Annotated in this window: 13 protein-coding genes; 4 read left to right on the forward strand and 9 right to left on the reverse strand. The window is 70.4% G+C overall.

Annotated elements, in window-relative coordinates; translation table 11 throughout:
* The first annotated feature begins 1 nt into the window (after position 1).
* On the forward strand, positions 2 to 463 hold the full coding sequence (locus tag P1V51_01855; protein ID MDF1561755.1) for a hypothetical protein: 462 nt from the start codon (positions 2 to 4) through the stop codon (positions 461 to 463).
* Between the two features lie 4 nt (positions 464 to 467).
* Positions 468 to 1,778, forward strand: a complete 1,311-nt coding sequence (locus P1V51_01860; GenBank protein ID MDF1561756.1) for an AMP-binding protein — start codon at positions 468 to 470, stop codon at positions 1,776 to 1,778.
* Between the two features lie 23 nt (positions 1,779 to 1,801).
* Here the strand turns inward: P1V51_01860 and P1V51_01865 are convergent, their stop codons facing one another.
* The 9 genes from P1V51_01865 to P1V51_01905 form a co-directional block, all read right to left on the reverse strand.
* A complete protein-coding gene (locus P1V51_01865) occupies positions 1,802 to 3,217 on the reverse strand; it encodes a 6-bladed beta-propeller (protein ID MDF1561757.1) in 1,416 nt (471 codons plus the stop codon).
* A gap of 42 nt (positions 3,218 to 3,259) precedes the next feature.
* Positions 3,260 to 4,957, reverse strand: a complete 1,698-nt coding sequence (locus P1V51_01870) for a cytochrome c3 family protein (protein MDF1561758.1) — start codon at positions 4,955 to 4,957, stop codon at positions 3,260 to 3,262.
* On the reverse strand, positions 4,957 to 6,081 hold the full coding sequence (locus tag P1V51_01875; GenBank protein ID MDF1561759.1) for a cytochrome c3 family protein: 1,125 nt from the start codon (positions 6,079 to 6,081) through the stop codon (positions 4,957 to 4,959). Before P1V51_01875 ends, P1V51_01870 begins: the two co-directional genes overlap by 1 nt.
* A gap of 76 nt (positions 6,082 to 6,157) precedes the next feature.
* On the reverse strand, positions 6,158 to 6,838 hold the full coding sequence (locus tag P1V51_01880; protein MDF1561760.1) for a cytochrome c3 family protein: 681 nt from the start codon (positions 6,836 to 6,838) through the stop codon (positions 6,158 to 6,160).
* Positions 6,835 to 7,695: a hypothetical protein gene (locus tag P1V51_01885; GenBank protein MDF1561761.1), complete on the reverse strand. Its 861-nt coding sequence runs from the start codon at positions 7,693 to 7,695 to the stop codon at positions 6,835 to 6,837. The genes P1V51_01880 and P1V51_01885 overlap by 4 nt, the downstream gene beginning before the upstream one ends.
* 178 nt (positions 7,696 to 7,873) lie before the next feature.
* A complete protein-coding gene (locus P1V51_01890) occupies positions 7,874 to 9,625 on the reverse strand; it encodes a hypothetical protein (protein ID MDF1561762.1) in 1,752 nt (583 codons plus the stop codon).
* A gap of 44 nt (positions 9,626 to 9,669) precedes the next feature.
* The gene (locus P1V51_01895) at positions 9,670 to 10,665 is read right to left on the reverse strand and encodes a hypothetical protein (protein ID MDF1561763.1); all 996 of its coding nucleotides are present in this window, start codon (positions 10,663 to 10,665) and stop codon (positions 9,670 to 9,672) included.
* A 47-nt stretch (positions 10,666 to 10,712) separates the two neighbouring features.
* Positions 10,713 to 11,690 (reverse strand): peptidyl-prolyl cis-trans isomerase, encoded by a 978-nt coding sequence (locus P1V51_01900; protein ID MDF1561764.1) that lies wholly within the window; start codon positions 11,688 to 11,690, stop codon positions 10,713 to 10,715.
* A gap of 118 nt (positions 11,691 to 11,808) precedes the next feature.
* Positions 11,809 to 12,474: a cytochrome c3 family protein gene (locus P1V51_01905; protein MDF1561765.1), complete on the reverse strand. Its 666-nt coding sequence runs from the start codon at positions 12,472 to 12,474 to the stop codon at positions 11,809 to 11,811.
* Between the two features lie 565 nt (positions 12,475 to 13,039).
* Between P1V51_01905 and P1V51_01910 the strand changes: the two genes are divergently transcribed.
* Positions 13,040 to 14,572, forward strand: a complete 1,533-nt coding sequence (locus tag P1V51_01910) for an ATP-binding protein (GenBank protein MDF1561766.1) — start codon at positions 13,040 to 13,042, stop codon at positions 14,570 to 14,572.
* Positions 14,569 to 15,921, forward strand: coding sequence for a sigma-54 dependent transcriptional regulator (locus P1V51_01915; protein ID MDF1561767.1), 1,353 nt, complete (start codon positions 14,569 to 14,571; stop codon positions 15,919 to 15,921). Before P1V51_01910 ends, P1V51_01915 begins: the two co-directional genes overlap by 4 nt.
* The last annotated feature ends 2 nt before the right edge of the window (positions 15,922 to 15,923 follow it).

A 15,923-nucleotide genomic window follows, 5' to 3' on the forward strand; every position in this document is an offset into this window, starting at 1 on the left:
GATGCGCAAGGGACTCCAGCTACCCGTCTTCCTCCTCGCGGTGGGGACCGTCCTCGTGGTCGCCTACCTCCAGGCCAGCCTGGTGCTCGTGCGCCTGGGCGGCAGCGAGCTGCACTGGGGCGTGATCCTCTTCGCCGTGCCGGTGGCCAACGGCCTCGCCGCCGCCCTGCTGACCCGCAAGGCCTACCTGGCCTCGTTCCTCTCGAGCCTGCTGGCCTCCGGCGTCCTCCTCGTCCTCTACCGGACCATCTTCTGGAAGGAGCCGCCCTCGCTGGTGCAGGCCGCCGGCTTCTTCACCACCCTCGCCCTCTTCTCCGGCTTCGGAGTGACGGGCTCGAAGCTAATCGGCGGCCGCGCCCGCCGCGGCGGCCACGACGCCGCCCGCCGCGCCGTGCTGGTCCTCTACCACCTGCTCGCCATCTCCGCCGCGGTCGTCACCCTCGTCAGCTACCTGCAGAAGTAGGGCGATGATCGATCTGGCCCGCGCGGCCCGCGAGGCCCCCGACACGCCCGCCCTGATCGAGGCCGGCCCGGGCGGCCGCCGGCTCACCTACCGGGAACTCGCCGCCGAGGTCGCCGGGGTGAGCGCCCGGCTCGAGCGCGACGATCGCCTGCGCACCCTCGTCGCCGAGCCCTCCCTCGAGACCGTGGTCGAGCTCCTCGCGAGCCTCGAGCGGGGCCAGCCTCGCCTCCTCCTCTCGGAGAAGCTGCAACCCGCCGAGCGCGCCGAGCTCGCCGCGCACCTCGGCGCCGTCCGGCCGCTCCCCGCGGCCAGCGAGCCCACCGCCCTCGTCGTCCCGACCTCCGGGAGCACCGGCCGCCCCCGGGGGGTGCGCCTGACCCGCGCCGCCCTCGAGGCCGCGATCGGCGCCTCGGCCGCGCACCTGCGCACCCTGCCCGAGGACGTCTGGCTCTGCCCCCTGCCCCTCTCCCACCTCGGCGGCCTCTCGATCCCCCTGCGCGCCGTGGCCGCCGCCCGCCCCTGCGTGCTGCTTCCCCGCTTCGAGGTGGAGGCCTTCGCCGAGGCCGTCGAGCGCGAGCGGGTGACCCTCGCCTCGCTGGTCCCGACCCTGCTGCACCGGCTGCTCTCCGGGCTGCCCGGCTGGCGTCCGCCCTCGCACCTGCGGGCCGTCCTCCTGGGCGGGGCCGGCGTCGATCCGGCCACCCTCGAGGCCGCGGGCGAGGCCCGCTACCCCGTCCTTCCCACCTACGGCCTCACCGAGACCTGCGGCCAGGTCTGCACCGTGACCCCCGGCACGCCCCCCGACGCGAGCAACGGAGCGGGGAGACCGCTACCCGGCCTCGAGGTCGACCTCACCCCCGAGGGCCGGCTCCGGGTGCGCGGCCCCACCCTCTTCCAGGGCTACCTGCCCGAGGACGGAGACCCTCCCCTCGACACCGGAGGCTGGCTCGTCACCGCCGACCTCGGCCGCCTCGACGAGGCAGGCAACCTCCACGTCCTCGGCCGCGCCGACCAGGTGATCGTCACCGGCGGCGAGAAGGTCCACCCCCACGAGGTCGAGGCCGTGCTCCTGCGCCACCCCGCCATCGAGGCCGCCGCCGTCGTCGGCCTCCCCGATCCAGAGTACGGCCAGGTCGTCGCCGCCGCCGTCGTGGCGCGCCCCGGCACCAGCGCCGAGGCCCTCGAGGCCCACCTGCGCGAGCACCTCGGCGGCCACCGCCGCCCCCGCCGCCTCGTCCAGCTCGAGAGCCTGCCGCTGACCCCCAGCGGCAAGCTCGATCGGCCGGCCCTGCGCAAGCTGCTGACCGAGGCCTGACCCCGGCCAGCGCGGCTCACCGCCTACTCGGAGTCGTCCGCCCCCGCCTCGGGGATCGGCGGCGTCTCCTCCGGAGTCTCTTCCGGCTCGGCCTCGGGGATCGGCGGCGTCTCCTCCGGAGCCGCCTCCGCCTCGGCGTCGGCGTCGGCCTCTGCTGCGGCGCCCTCATCGGCAGAGGCGTCGCCCTCCGCGCTCTCCTCGGCCGAGGGGATGTCCGGCGTCTCCTCCGGAGCAGCCTCGTCCCCGGCCTCCGCCTCACCGTCTTCCACGGTGTCGTCGGCGTCCTCGACCTCATCGTCCGCGGAGGGAATCGGCGGCGTCTCGTCCTCCGAGACCTCGACCTCCTCGTCCTCTTTCACCAGCGGCTTGCGATCGACTCCGAGTGCGGCCTTCTCGGAGACGTACTCGTAGCGGGTGATCCGGGCGTTGTACTGGTCCGCAACCAGGACCCGATCCCACTGATCGACGTGGAGCCCGGCGGGCAACATGATCCTCCCGGGATCCCGACCGGTGCCCCCGAAGACGAGGAGGAGCTGTCCCTGCTTGTCGAAGATCATCACGGCGTTGAAGGCCGCATCCACGACGTAGATGTTCCCATCCGAGTCGAGGCCAATCCCCTTGCCCCGGGGCATGCAGGGGATCTTGTCGCAGTTCTCCCCGAACTTGTGGATCAGATCGTAGTCAGGGGAGAGGATCTGGATGCGGAAGTTCATCGCATCCATCACGTAGAGATTGCCCTCAGGATCGATGGTCAGGTGGGTCGGGTAGTTGAACTCCCGGGGTCCCGCCCCCCGTCGGCCGATGGTCTCCTTCTTCCCGGGGCTCCCGAGCTCGAAGACCGCGATGGCGTGGTTCCCGGTGTCGGCGACGTAGAGGCGCTTGCGCTCCTCGTCGATGGCTACCCCGGTCGGCTTCTTCAGGTCGCCCACCATCCCGTAGGCCGTCGCGAACCTTCCTTCCGGGGTGAAGACGACCACCCGGGCCTGCACGCCGTCCGCGACGTAGATCCGGCCCTCGGAGTCGGAGGTGATCCCGGTGGGCAGCTTCAGGGTGCCGGGTCCGCCCTCTCCCCAGATCGCGAACTCCCTCTTCTCCGGATCGAAGACGTGCAGCCGGTCCCAGCCACTGTCGCCGACGATGATCCTCCCCCTGGCGTCCCCGTGGACGACCAGGGGCTTCTTGAAGGCGACTGGTGCCTTCTGACCGGCGAAGAAGTCACTGACCTTGTCCCAGAAGGACTTCTCCTTGGCGACGTCGAGATCCGTCCGGTAGCTGTCCAGGAAGCGGATGCGCGCGGGCTCCGGAGGGGGCGGCCAGGTGAGCGCCTCTGGCACCTCCTCCTCGACCTTCTGCTTGCCCGCGCAGGCCCCCATGAGGGTGATCAGGAGGATGGCACTCAGGCTCCGGACCCCCCAGAGCTTCCACCGGACATCGAACATCTCTTCGCTCCCTAGAGCTCCACCGAGCTCTTCGTGATTTCCCTATCTGGAGGAGAGGGGGGTACCGCCAGGCTTGGTCTTGCTCGCGGCGGGCTCCCCCTTCTTCTCGTCGGTCTTCTTGGCGGGGGCCTTCTTGGCGTCGGCCTTTCCGGCGCCCCCATCCTTCTTCTTCTCGTCCCGGGAGGCCGTCACGATCTCGCCGCCGGGTGCCTTCGGATCCTCGTCCACCTCGGGGTTCAGGTAGAGCACCCGGCCGCCCTGGTGGCAGCGCTTGCACATCGCATCCCGGCGCTCGCCCCCCCACCAGAGGTTGGGGTAGGGGCTGCCGTGGGGCTGGTGGCAGGAGACACAGCCGAGCGCCTGACCGGGACGCTGCGGATCCCTGGGTCCCTTCACCGGATGGGGCTGGCCCGAGAAGCTGGTGAAGATGTGCGAACCCGACTTCTGCTTCTCGTGACACCCGATGCAGACCGAGTTGGGCTCCTTCGGGGCGAGCTTCGGATTGTCCCCCCCGTGGGGGTCGTGGCAGATGGTGCAGCCGAAGCGATCGATGGCGGCGTGCTTCTGCCCCTCGAAGGCGAACTTCAGCTTCGACTCCCCCTCCGCGCCGTGACAGCTCAGGCAGGTCTCCTGACCCTCGCCGCGGGAGAGGAGCATCGGGTTCTTCGCGCCGTGGGGATCGTGGCAGGCCATGCAGGCGCCTGCCTCGGCTGGGGCGTGCTGGAAGGGGCGGCCGGTGAGGTCGTCCTCGTGGCACCGGAAGCACAGGCCCGAGCCGTCGGCCTTCAGTAGGGTCTCCCGGTCCTCTCCGTGGGGATCGTGGCACTCGTTGCAGCGCCCGGTCCGCACGGCCGAGTGAAGGAAGGTGCGCTCGATCTCGTCGTGGCACTCGTAGCAGAGCTCCGGGCGCTTCTTCTTGAGCAGGGCCGGCTGGCCCGCGCCGTGCGGCCCATGGCAGTTCGAGCAGGTCCCTGCCTCGAGGGCCTCATGAACGACCTCGGCGTCGTTGCGGATCCCCTTGAGGCTGGTCTCGGCGGAGGTCTTGTTCGCAGCGTGGCAGTTCAGACAGAGGATGTTCCCCGTCTCCCGCAGCAGGGGCTTCTCGTCTGCCGTGTGAGGCTTGTGGCAGGAGAGGCAGCCGCCTCCCTCCACCGGGTAGTGCTTGACCACGTAGCCGCTCTCGGAGGTGGGCCGCAGGGTCGAGACCTCGTGGCAGGTGTAGCAGAGCTCCTTGCGGCTGGCGCGCAGCAGGGGTGCGAACTCGGAGGCGTGGGGGTTGTGACAGCCGGTGCAGCGGCCCTCGTCGACCGGCTTGTGGGTCGAGTCGCCCTCGAAGGGATCGTGGCACTTGGCGCAGATGTCCTGGACCGTCGACTTCTCGAGGTTGAAGGCGTTCTCGCCCCCATGGGGTCCGTGGCAGTTCATGCAACCGTCGAGGAGGGCCGCGTGGGTCTTGCCCTCGATCCGGGGATCGTCGTGACACCCGAGGCAGACGTCTGGATCCTCGTGGCGCTCGAAGACCAGCCCGGAGCCGCACCGGGCGGACGCGTCCTCGTTGCCATCGTGGCAGTCCGTGCAGTCCCCATCCTCGAGGGCCGTGTGCTTGTGGACCTGCAGGAGGACGGTCGCGTGGCACCCCTGATCGGCGCAGCCTCGCTCCTGAGCCCGAAGCTCGGCCGGTGCGAAGATCGCCCCGAGGATCACCCAGGCACCGATGGCCCCCTTGAGCCCCCTGGCCATCAGGGAGCGCCTCCCCACCCCGGTCCGAAGTCCGGGACGATGGGACGGTCGGCGGGGAAGGGGCGTGGAGCCCCGCTCGACTCGCCGACCTCCACGACCTTCCCGTGATCGCAGGGGGTCTCGGGCGGGCAGTAGCGCCCCGGAGCGTGCTCGAAACCGTGGCAGGTCAGGCGGCAGGTCCCCTGCCGGCCGCCGGTGCCGTCGTATTCCAGCTCGCCCGCCCGGGTCGGCCGGACGATCATCGGATCGAACTCGATCAGGTGATCGTACTCCCGGCTGCCGTGAGCGTTGTGACAGGTGCGGCAGGAGGTCTGGGCCCGAGGTGAGGTCAGGTGGAGGCGATGCATGGAGAAGCTCTCGTCGGCCAGGATGCTCTGCCGAGCGTGACACCGATAGCAGAGACGATAGGAAAGCTCACTCTCTCCGGCAGCATCGACCATGTGGTAGGTCTCGCGCAGCAAGCTCGGGTTCTGGGAGCCGTGGGCGCCCGGCCGATCATCTCCGCTGCCGTGGCAGTCCAGGCAGGAGAGCTGGCCTCCGGTGCTCCAGGGGGCCCGCAGCGAGGGTGAGTCCACGATGCCCCGTCTTGGCCCCAGGAGCGGATGGTAGGAGCGGTTCGCCGGATGGAGCAGGCTCTGGATGTTGCGTGCCCCGACCGGGAGGTTCGCGCTGTCCCCGTGACAACGCAGGCACACGTCGTGGAGGAAGGCCTCGTCCTTCAGGGTGCTCGGCGCCTGGTCATTGGAGCCCTCGAGCCGCGCGGGCGAACGAAGGGTCCGGTGGGCGTCGTGGCAGTCCAGGCAGGTGACGTGGCGGGCGAGGTTCGGATCGACCTCGGGGAGCTCCTCGCCCCGCCGGTGGATCTCGGCGGTCCCGAGCTTGTGACCATAGGGGGCCTCGAACTGCGGCCTCAGATCCTTCAGCCGACGGAGGGACTCCGGCGCGATGTGGTCTCGCATCCGGGGATCGACTCCGCCGTGGCACATCAGGCAGGTCTCCTCGGTGCTCTCCATCAGCATCGGAGTTCCCGACCGCCCGTGCCCCCGATGACAGGTTCCACACCCCCGGGTCAGCACCCGCTCGTCCAGGTGAGGTGCCTCTCCCTTCTCGGCCGCGGCAGGCATCGACGACAGGCTCAGCCCACCGAGCAACGCCAGGAGGACGCCCCTCGGCCACCCGGAGCCGTCTCGCCGGAGCGGATCAGAGCTTGTGGCAGACGGTGCAGACATCGGAGAAGCTCGCCTTCCGGTAGAAGTGGACGCCACTGCCCGCGAAGTTCGAGTCGTCGTGGGGGTCGTGACAGGTGGTGCATTGGAGCTGATCGCTCCCATCGAGCCGCACCTCGGAGTCCGCCTTCATGGACTCCAGGGGGACGAGCAGGCTGTCCCGGGCGTTGTTGGCCGAGATCTGCCCCGGGGTGACCTGCATGGAGACGGGATGAGAGCCCGAGAGATCATGCCCCAGGGCCGAGGCCGACTTGGAGGGGATCCGGCCGGCCTCGGTCCCGATCATCGAGATGGTCTCCCGCTGGCTCTTGACGGCCCCCAGGGCGATGGTCCCATCGTGGCAGGCCATGCACAGGCGGCTGGTCCCCGTGAGGGGGCGGACGGGCTCGCGGTCCTCCGCGTCGCTCGAGGGAGAGGTGTACTGCAGGAAGGGCTTGTCGGGCAGGTCCCGGTTCCAGAGGGGCACCTCGGCCTTCGAGGTGTGCGGCGTATGGCAGAAGACGCAGATCCGGGTCTCGTTGGTGGCCCGGATCGGGCCCGGACCACTGACGGAGAGGTTGTGACGGGTCTCCGCGATCGCGGCCGGACCAGCCCGCAAGACTGCCGGGACGGCCAAGAGGGCCGCGAAGGTCAGGATGAGGCGGAGGTGACTCACGGGTCGTGGATCTCCAGATAGCGCAAGATCTGGACTCGCTGATTAGCACTGTCGGCGATGAAGATCCTCCCCTCTCCATCGACGGCGATCCCCGAGGGCAGATCCAGCTGCGCCGGCCCCGAGCCGGTCTCGGCGAAGTAGAGGAGGAGGGTGCCGTCCCGCTCGAAGATCTGCACGTTCCCGAAGAGCGCGTCGGCCACGAAGAGGTGCCCCTCCTCGTCGAAGGCGATGCCCTTGGGATGGGCGAAGGTCCCGGCGCTGTCCCCCGGCCGGCCCACCGAAGCCAGGAAGGCGCCCTCCAGGTCGAAGCGCTGGATGCGGCCGTTCATGGCGTCGACGACCCAGGGATCCCCATCGGGATCGAAGGCCAGGTAGGTGGGGAAGTTCAGCTGTCCGGGCTCGCTCCCCCGGGACCCGAAGCTCCGGATCAGGTTCAGATCGTCCCCGAGGACGAAGACCTGATGGGCCAGCGTGTCCACGACGAAGATCTCCCGGGTCCGGGGGTGGACCGCGACTCCGGTCGGGCGCTCGAAGGACTCGAGGACCTCGGCTTCTCCCTCTCCCCCCGGATCGATCCGGGCCAGCAGCCCCAGGCTGGAGTCGGTGACGAGCAGGCGTCCCTGCCGGTCCAGGGCCACCCCCATGGGGGAGACGAGCCGGTGCGTGCCGATCGCCTCGATCCTGCGCACCTTCCCCAGAGAGGTCTCGAAGATGAACAGGGCGGATTGACCCGGATCGCTCACGACGATGGTTCCCCGGCCGTCGACCGCCACCCCCGCCGGGCGCACGAGCGTCTGGGGCTCCTTGCTCCCGAGGAAGACCCTGCCGAGCCAGTCCAGCGCCCCCCTGGAGGCCACGATCTCCTCGGAGGAGCGGAGGCTTCCGACCTGGACGATCCTCGCCTTCGCGGGGGGCTTCGGCCAGGCCGGCGCCTCCCCCCACCGGTCTCGGGGAAGCTCGGGCATCCGCCCGTGACCGCAAGCGGTCAGCAACAACGCGAAGGTCAGCAGGAGGCGTCGAGCGCCGGTTTCGAAGCTAGAAGGAAGCACCGAAGCTCCTTCGCAGATCGATCAACAGCACCTGCGTGCGGCCGGGAAGTCCCAGCTGGTTGGTGAGGCTGAGCCGGTAGGCCGCGCTGAGCACCAGGGAGCGGATCCGCCAGCGCAGGGAAAGGGTCGTGTCGAAGGAGGTCCGGGTCCCGGCCCCCACGAGGACCACCCGCCAGCCGAGCTGCCCCCCCAGGGTCAGGGTCCGGTAGGGCAGCCAGGAGAGGCCCGCCGAGGCGACGGCGGTGTTGGTGGTCTGGGCAGCCCGGGAGGAGTGGATCGTGGACCACCCCAACCGGCCGTTCAGCTTGAGCGCGTACTGGAAGTCCCTCCTCCCCCCCACCCAGGTGTCGAAGCGAGACTGCCGGTCGGGGAGGAAGCCCTGGGGGCCGCCGCTGCGCCTGGAGTGGGAGAAGCGGGTCGTGCCGTAGGCCTGGATCCGGGCCGGGAGGAGCCCGGTCCAGTTGCCCGCCAGGTTGTAGGCCGCCGTGGTGCTGCCGAAGCTCGAGCGATCGGTTGCGTTCTCGATCCCGGCGTTCAGGGCCAGGTCGTGCCCCCTCGCCAGGGGCATCCAGTGGTTGGCATGGAGGCCGTTCGAGACGATGATCCCGGCCTCTCCCGGATCGGCCTGGGCGACGCCCGCCCGGAAGGTCTCGGAGAGGGAGGTCCGATGCGCGCCGAAGCTCTCGTTCCAGGAGGTGCCCAGGGAGAGGACCTCCTGGGTGCGCGAGCGCAAGGGGGCCCCTTCCGCGAAGCGGCTCTGATCCACGTTCAGCATGGACCGGAAGCTCCAGGCGTCGGAGTACTGGTAGCCGCCGAAGGCGCTGGCGTTGTGGCTGGCGCTGCCGAAGAGGGACTCGCCCTGGAAGGCGTAGCTCGCACTGGTAAAGAAGCGCTCCTCGGGCTCGTAGCGGAGGTGGGCGCGGGCGCTGTAGCGGCGGTTCTCGAAGCCCTCCATCCGGGTGTTGCGCAGGTTCCCGTCGAGGGCGAGGCGCAGCCGGCTGCTCGGGTTCGCCGCCCCCTGCAGGTTGACCGCCTCGATGACCATGGTGCGGCTCTCCACCGCCCCGGTGAGCGAGTTGACCCGATCCTCCTTCCGCTCCCGGATGCGGTACTGCGCGAAGATCCGGGAGGCGGCGTCGTTGTGCATCAACTCGAAGGAGCCGAGGCGCATCCGGCCGGCGAAGTCCTGCCCCCGGCGCAGGCCGGTCTGATCGGGCAGGAAGACCGAGTCGGAGTGCATGACGAAGCTGTGCTCGGCGAGGTTCAGCCAGAGCCGGGGGAAGAGCCGGGGCGCCAGGAACTTCCAGGAGAGCCCCAGGGTGCGCGAGCGATAGTCCTGCCCGGGGAGGGTCGTGGTGGAGAGGACGCGCTGGCGGCTCGCGAACTCGAGCCGGAGGGGGAAGACACTCACGGGCAGGAGAGCCAGCTCGGCCTCGAAGCTCGCCAGCCGGCCGGGAGCATAGTGGTCCGGGGAGAAGCGCTGGAGGGTCCCCGCCTCCAGGCCGAGGCGGACCTGGGCGAAGCGGGGCCGCCAGATGTAGCCTCGCCCGCTCCCCTCGGCGAGCTCCGAGAGGAGCGTGCTGGTGGAGCGGTTCGGCCCCAGCCGGGTCTCGTAGCCCTGGAGGGAGAGGCGCAGCGCGCCGTTGGCGCTGAAGCCCTCGATCATCCGCTCGCTCCGGCGAGACCCGGCGGCGCTGGCGGGGGCGGGCCAGACGCCGGCCGCCACCAGGGCCGCCACCAGGGCGGGCCTGAGCGTGCGGAGAGCTCGTGGAAGGAAGCCGCTCACTCGACTCCCTCCCGCGCGGGCTTCCCGGCCTTCTCCTTGGCGGCCGGGGGCGGCGCCTCCTCCTGACCGGACCAGGTGGGCCGGATGCGCATCCGGAAGCGAGGGGTCGGCGTGGTGAAGCGAGGAATCCGAGACTCGCCGGTCTCGGGATCGATCACGGGCTGGCCGTCGGGGCAGCCGTCCTCATCATCGATCCGGTTGATCGTCTCGGGCTCGAAGGGGCAGCGGTCGATGAGGTCGGCCACTCCGTCGGAGTCGTGGTCGACCTCCCGCTCCTTCGCGGTGCCGTAGATCAGGCCCACGCTCACCCGGAAGCTCGCCGCCTCGGGTCCGATCCCTCCGGTGAGGGCCAGGGAGAGCTGGACGCCCTGACCCGCCTCGTAGGCCGTACCCGCACTGAAGTGGAGGGCGCCGAGACCGTAGCGCTGGCTCTCGGAGAGACGGAAGCCCACCTCGGCCAGGGGCCGCCACTCGTGAAAGGTCCCCTGGGCGCCCACCCCGAAGGTGAGACCCCGGCGCTGATCCCCCAGGCGCCCGGTGGCCGCGTCGTAGCCCAGGGAGACCACGCCCTGGAAGGGCGCGTAGCTCTTCTGCACCACCACCCGCGGCGCGAGGTCGATGGTGCCGGCGACGTAGCGGAGCCCGAAGTCCACGGCCACCCCCGGCCGCAGCGCCTCCTCGTCCAGGTAGCGCCACTTCAGAGCAGCGCGGACCGCATCGGGACCCCGCCAGCTCTGCTCGTCGCTGCTCGGAGGATCCATGCGAGTCGAGAGGGAGACCTCGCCCCGCTCGTGGAAGCCCAGCGCGGCCCCCATCGGACCGCCGACGGCCGCCCCGCCTCGCCCGTCGATCACGCCGGCGAACCAGAGCCCGACCTCCATGCGCCCCTTCTCGACCGTGTCGGCCAGGGGGATGGAGAGGATGCCGCGCCCATCGGCGGGGGTCGCGGCGGCCCGGACCACTCCCGGCACCAGCACGAGCGCGACCGCCAACCAGAGCGCTGTCCCTGGGGGTGAGCCCCCTGGCCAACGCGGAGGACTCACCGAGCCTCCGGCTCCCCGGACGACTGCTTCACCTCGAACTTCGCCCTCGCCTCCTCGATCAGCGCGAGCCGCAAGGCGGCCCTGCGCGACTTCTCGAGCTCGGCCGAGATGGCTCCCCGGACCTGCTCGAAGGCGAGGGGCTGCGGCGGCTTCTTCCCCAGGAGCTTGACCGCGAAGTAGCCCTGGAAGGCCTTGATCGGGCCGGCGACCTTGCCGACCTCCAGCTTCTCCACGGCCTCGGCGAGCTCGGGGACGAGGGCGCCGGTGTGGGCAAAGCCGAGATCCTTGATCTCGGCCATGGTGTAGTCCTTCGCCAGGGCTTCGATGCTCTCTCCGGCCCGCATCCGCTCGGCGATGTTCGCCGCGGTGGCCTGGAGGGTGTCCCGGTAGCCTTGCTGGCTCAGCCGGCCGGGATCGAGCTTGACCAGGGCCGCGACCACATGGAAGGAGGCGGGCATCTGGTAGCGCTGGCGGTTGTCGTCGAAGTGCTTGCGAATTTGGGCCTCCGGGAGCTCACCGGCCCTCCGGGCCTCGGCCTCGACCAGGGCGTCCGCCTGGACCTGCCAGGCGAGCTGGCGGCGGTAAAAGGCCGGGTTGGTCTTCGCCCGCGTCAGGAGCTTCTCGAAGCCCCGCGCCCCGCCATAGGACTTCTCCACCGCCGCGTAGCGGGCCGCCACCCGGGTCTCATCCAGTGGCAGCTTCCTCCGAGCGGCGAGAGAGGCGAGGAGCATCTCCACGGAGAGCTGTCCGGCGACCTTCTTGCGGGCCGCGGCCACCGCCGCCGCGTCCGGGGTCTTGTGGAAGCTGTTGAGGGTGAAGTCCAGGGCGATCGCCCCCTGGAGCTCCTCCTCGCTGACCTTCAGGGCTCCGACCTCGAGGGCCGGCGTTGCCGCCGGAGCCGCCCGTCCCGCCGCCGGCAGGAAGGCGGCGGCCAGTGCGAGAGTGAGACCGGAGAGCGGTGCTCGCATTCCCATGATGTGCTCCCGAGGGGCGAAGAAGTGGAATCCGGGGAATACAGGAACGCCGCCGAGGTGGACACCCCGGCGGCGCTCCGAAACTGCCAGTCCATGGCTTGCGCCACGGGTGCTGCCGCTACTTCATGTGGCAGGCGGTGCACATGGCGGAACCGGCGTTGGTGACCCGGTAGAAGGTCGGCAGGTTGCCCTCGTGCGGGTTGTGGCAGGAGGCGCACTCGACGGTGTTGCCGGTGAAGAGGCGGATGCCGGCGCCGGTCACGGCCGCGATCGAGTTGAAGGCGGTGTCGAGGGTGTTGTCGTAGGTGATGCCGATCGGGTGGTCGTTGCTCAGGTCGGTGGCGACGTTGGCGACGCCGGTCAGCAGCTCGGTGCCCGCGGTCCAGGTCCAGGCCATGTTGGCGCCGCCGAGGGTGTAGTTACCGGAGCCCGGAGCGTTGACCAGGGTGTCCATCGCGACCGTGCCGTCATGGCAGGTGAGGCAGGCCATGGACTCGTTCGCCGGAGCGAGGGCGACGGCCATGTCCATCGTGGAGCTGGAGTACATGGTGTAGATCGCGCCGGTCGGGCCCTTGTTCCACAGGGCGACGCCGATGCTGATGTCGGCGGCGTGAGGGGTGTGGCAGAAGACGCAGACCTCGTCGGTGTCGGCAACGTAGAAGTTGTTGACCGCGCCGGTGGAGGAGAGGTTGTGGGGGGTGTTGACGACGTTGTCCTGAGCGAAGGCGGAGGTGGCGAAGCCGATGGCGGCGACGGCGACCAGGATGCGATTGAGATGCTTCATTGTGTTTCCTCCCCGGAAAAACGGGGCTTTACGTGGTGTTTTTTGGAATTTCTTCCGATTCGACTGCCCGAGGAGTCCGGGAGCGGGCCCTCGACGCACCCTGTCCCTAAGCAATGGTCATGCCAGATCGGGTCGAAGGTGCGGTTCAGGAGTCCAGCGTGATTGAAATGGGGGCCCCGGAGCGCCGCGCCGATTGACGCACTGTGGCAAGCCGGAGCCGCGGGAGAAAAATAGGGGCATATCACCCGATCGCTGATTCGCGGGCGATCTGGCGCTGGTAAGGCTGGCGGCTGGTGATCCGGCTCTCCGTGGCACGTGCGTTGCGCTCGGTGGGGCATATGGCCCACCGACGACCCATGACCCCGAACCGGGCGGAAAGCTCGAATTTCGATCCTGAAGGGGTTCTGGAGGCCATCCTGGATCCGGCCGGAGGCACAGCGATCCACCCCGGGCAAGTGCCGAGTCTGCGTTGTCGAAACTTTTTTACGCATGAAATGCGCGAGGCCGGGGCAGCTTGACTGATCGACCCCAGAAGCCCGGAAAACGACCCAGAAGCTGGGATTCCGTGGGGATACGGCTCGGAGCCCTGCTGGTGGCCTCCCTCCTGGCCATCACCCTCATCACCCTGGTCATCGAGCAGACCGTCCACGAGCGCCGGGTGCGCACCGATTTCCAGGCCCGCTATCAGCTCCTCTCCAGCCAGACCTTCGAGCTGATGCTCCTCGCCATGCGCCAGGAGGCGCCGGCCTCGGTGGACGAGATCCTCACGATGGCCGCCGACAACCCGCAGATCGACCACGTGCGGGTCCTCGACACCTCCGGGCGGGTCCGCCACTCCTCCGCGAGCGCCGAGATCGGCCAGCAGACCCCCCTGCGCAACATCAGCGGCCTGAAGCCCGGGGAGGTCCGGGTCATCCGGAGCGAGGTGGGGGGCCGCCCGGTGGCCGACGCCCTCTCCCCCATCGCCAACGCCCCCCGCTGCCGGGCCTGCCACCCGGTGGGGGAGGTCAACGGCATCATGGAGGTGCGCCTCGACGCCGCCCGGGCCGTGCAAGAGCTGCAGTCCAACCGGATCGTGGTCTTCTTCCACGTGGGGCTCGGGGTCCTCCTCATCTTCGGGGTCCTCTGGCTGCTGGCCCGCCGGATGGTCCTGCGGCCCCTCTCCGAGCTCGGCGCCTCCATGAAGTCGGTGGCCGGCGGCGACCTCTCCACCCAGATCAGCCTGGAGGCCCCGGCCGAGCTGCGGGAGGTGGCCGCCTCGTTCAACGAGATGACCCGGCACCTGAAGGAGGCCCGGCGGCAGCTCGAGCACCACCACCAGGACGACCTGGTGCGGGCCGACCGCCTGGCCACGGTGGGCGAGCTGGCCTCCACCATGGCCCACGAGATCCAGAACCCCCTGGCCGGCCTCTCGGGGGCGCTGCAGGTCTTCGCGCGGGATCCGGCCTTCGCCCACCGCAAGGAGATCCTCGAGGAGCTCGACGCCACCGTGCGGCGGCTCTCGAACACCGTGCGCGAGCTGCTGCGCTTCGGCCGGCAGTCGAACCCCGAGCTCCAGCCCACCGATCTCAACGAGCTGGCCCGGATGGTGGCCCTCTTCCTCGAGCAGCAGCTCGCCGGCAAGGGCAGGATCGCGATCCACACCCAGCTCGAGGAGGCGCTGCCCGAGGTGCTCCTCGATCCCCAGCAGTTCCGGCAGGTGCTGCTCAACCTCTGCCTCAACGCCGTGCAGGCGATGAAGGAGGGGGGCGGCGAGCTCTTCATCGTCACCGAGGCCGTCGAGCACCCCGAGAGCCCCTCCGGCGAGTCCGGCCCGCCCAGCGGGCCCGGTGTGCGCGCCACGGTGCGCGACACGGGCCCGGGCATCGAGCCCGAGCGCCTCGAGCTGATCTTCCGGCCCTTCTACACGACCAAGATCCGGGGCACCGGCCTCGGCCTCGCCATCGCCCGCCGCATCGTCGAGAAGGTGGGCGGCCGGCTCACCCTCGAGAGCGAGGTCGGGGTCGGCACCACCGTCAGGATCGACCTGCTCCCCCGCGCCGTCGCCGAGGCGAAGGTGGCGAACGAGGGCGGGCTCGATACGGGAGAAGACTCATGAAGAAGCGCGTCCTGGTGGTCGACGACGAGAAGCTGATCCGCTGGACCCTCGTCGAGACCATGTCCCGCGCCGGGCACGAGGTGCTCGAGGCGACCAACGGGGTCGAGGCCCTGCGCATCGCCGAGGCCGAGCTGCCCGACGCCATCCTCCTCGACCTGAAGATGCCCGAGATGGACGGGCTCACCGTCCTCTCGGAGCTCGAGCAGCGGCAGATCGACGCGGCGGTGATCGTGATCTCCGCCCAGAGTGATCTGGAGACCGCGGTGGAGGCCATGCGCCGGGGCGCCGAGGACTTCATCAAGAAGCCCTTCGACGCCGACGAGGTCGAGGTCGTCGTCGCCCGCTCCCTCGACCGGCGGGTCGCGACCCGTGAGCTGGCCCGCCAGCAGGCGCAGGCCGAGGCCGCCTTCCAGGTGAATCGTCTCTCGGGAGACTCACCCGCCACCGAGGAGCTGCGGCAGCTCCTGCAGCGGGTGGCCGACTCGGATGCCCGGGGCGTGCTGGTCACCGGCGAGTCGGGCAGCGGCAAGGGCCTCGTCGCTCACATCCTCCACTTCGGCAGCCGCCGCCACTCCGAGCCCTTCGTGCGGCTGACCTCGGTGGGGCGGGAGGACGACGTCCTCGAGCGGGAGATCTTCGGCTTCGAGAAGGCCGCCGTCCCCTCGGCCGCCGCCGCGGGAAGGGGGCTCATCGAGCGGGCCTCCGGCGGCACCCTCTACATCGAGGAGGTCGCCGACCTCCCGCTGATCTGCCAGGCCCGCCTCGTCGACGTGATCGAGGACCGGGTCGTGCGCCGGGTCGGCGGCGTGCGCTCCCTCGCGGTGGACGTGCGGGTCGTCGCCGCCACCAACAAGGACCTCGCCGCGCGGGTGGAGGAGGGCAAGTTCCGCGAGGACCTCTACTACCGGCTCTCCTCGGTGCCCCTGCACCTGCCGCCCCTGCGCGATCGGCTGGATGATCTGCCCGCCCTGACCCGGAGCCTGCTCGAGGAGCTGGCCCCCGAGCTCGGCGCCCGCTGCGAGCCCCTCACCGAGGCCGTGCTCGCCCGCCTGCGCCAGCACGACTGGCCCGGCAACACCCGAGAGCTGCGCAACGTGCTGGAGCGCGCGATGATCCTCGCCGGCGGCCGCTGCATCGAGCCCTCCGACGTCGCCGTCTCCCGCCCCCGCGCCTCCACCGCGCCCGACCCCACCACCCTCGCCTTCGAGGGCATGACCCTCGACGAGGTCGAGCGCGAGCTCATCCGCCGCGCCATGGAGCGGGCCGGCGGCAACCAGGCCAAGGCCGCGCGGGCGCTGGGCCTCTCGCGCGACACGCTGCGGTACCGGTTGAAGAAGCACGGGATGTGAGG

This window comes from Deltaproteobacteria bacterium (genome assembly GCA_029210625.1).
Lineage (GTDB): Bacteria > Myxococcota > Myxococcia > SLRQ01 > SLRQ01 > JARGFU01.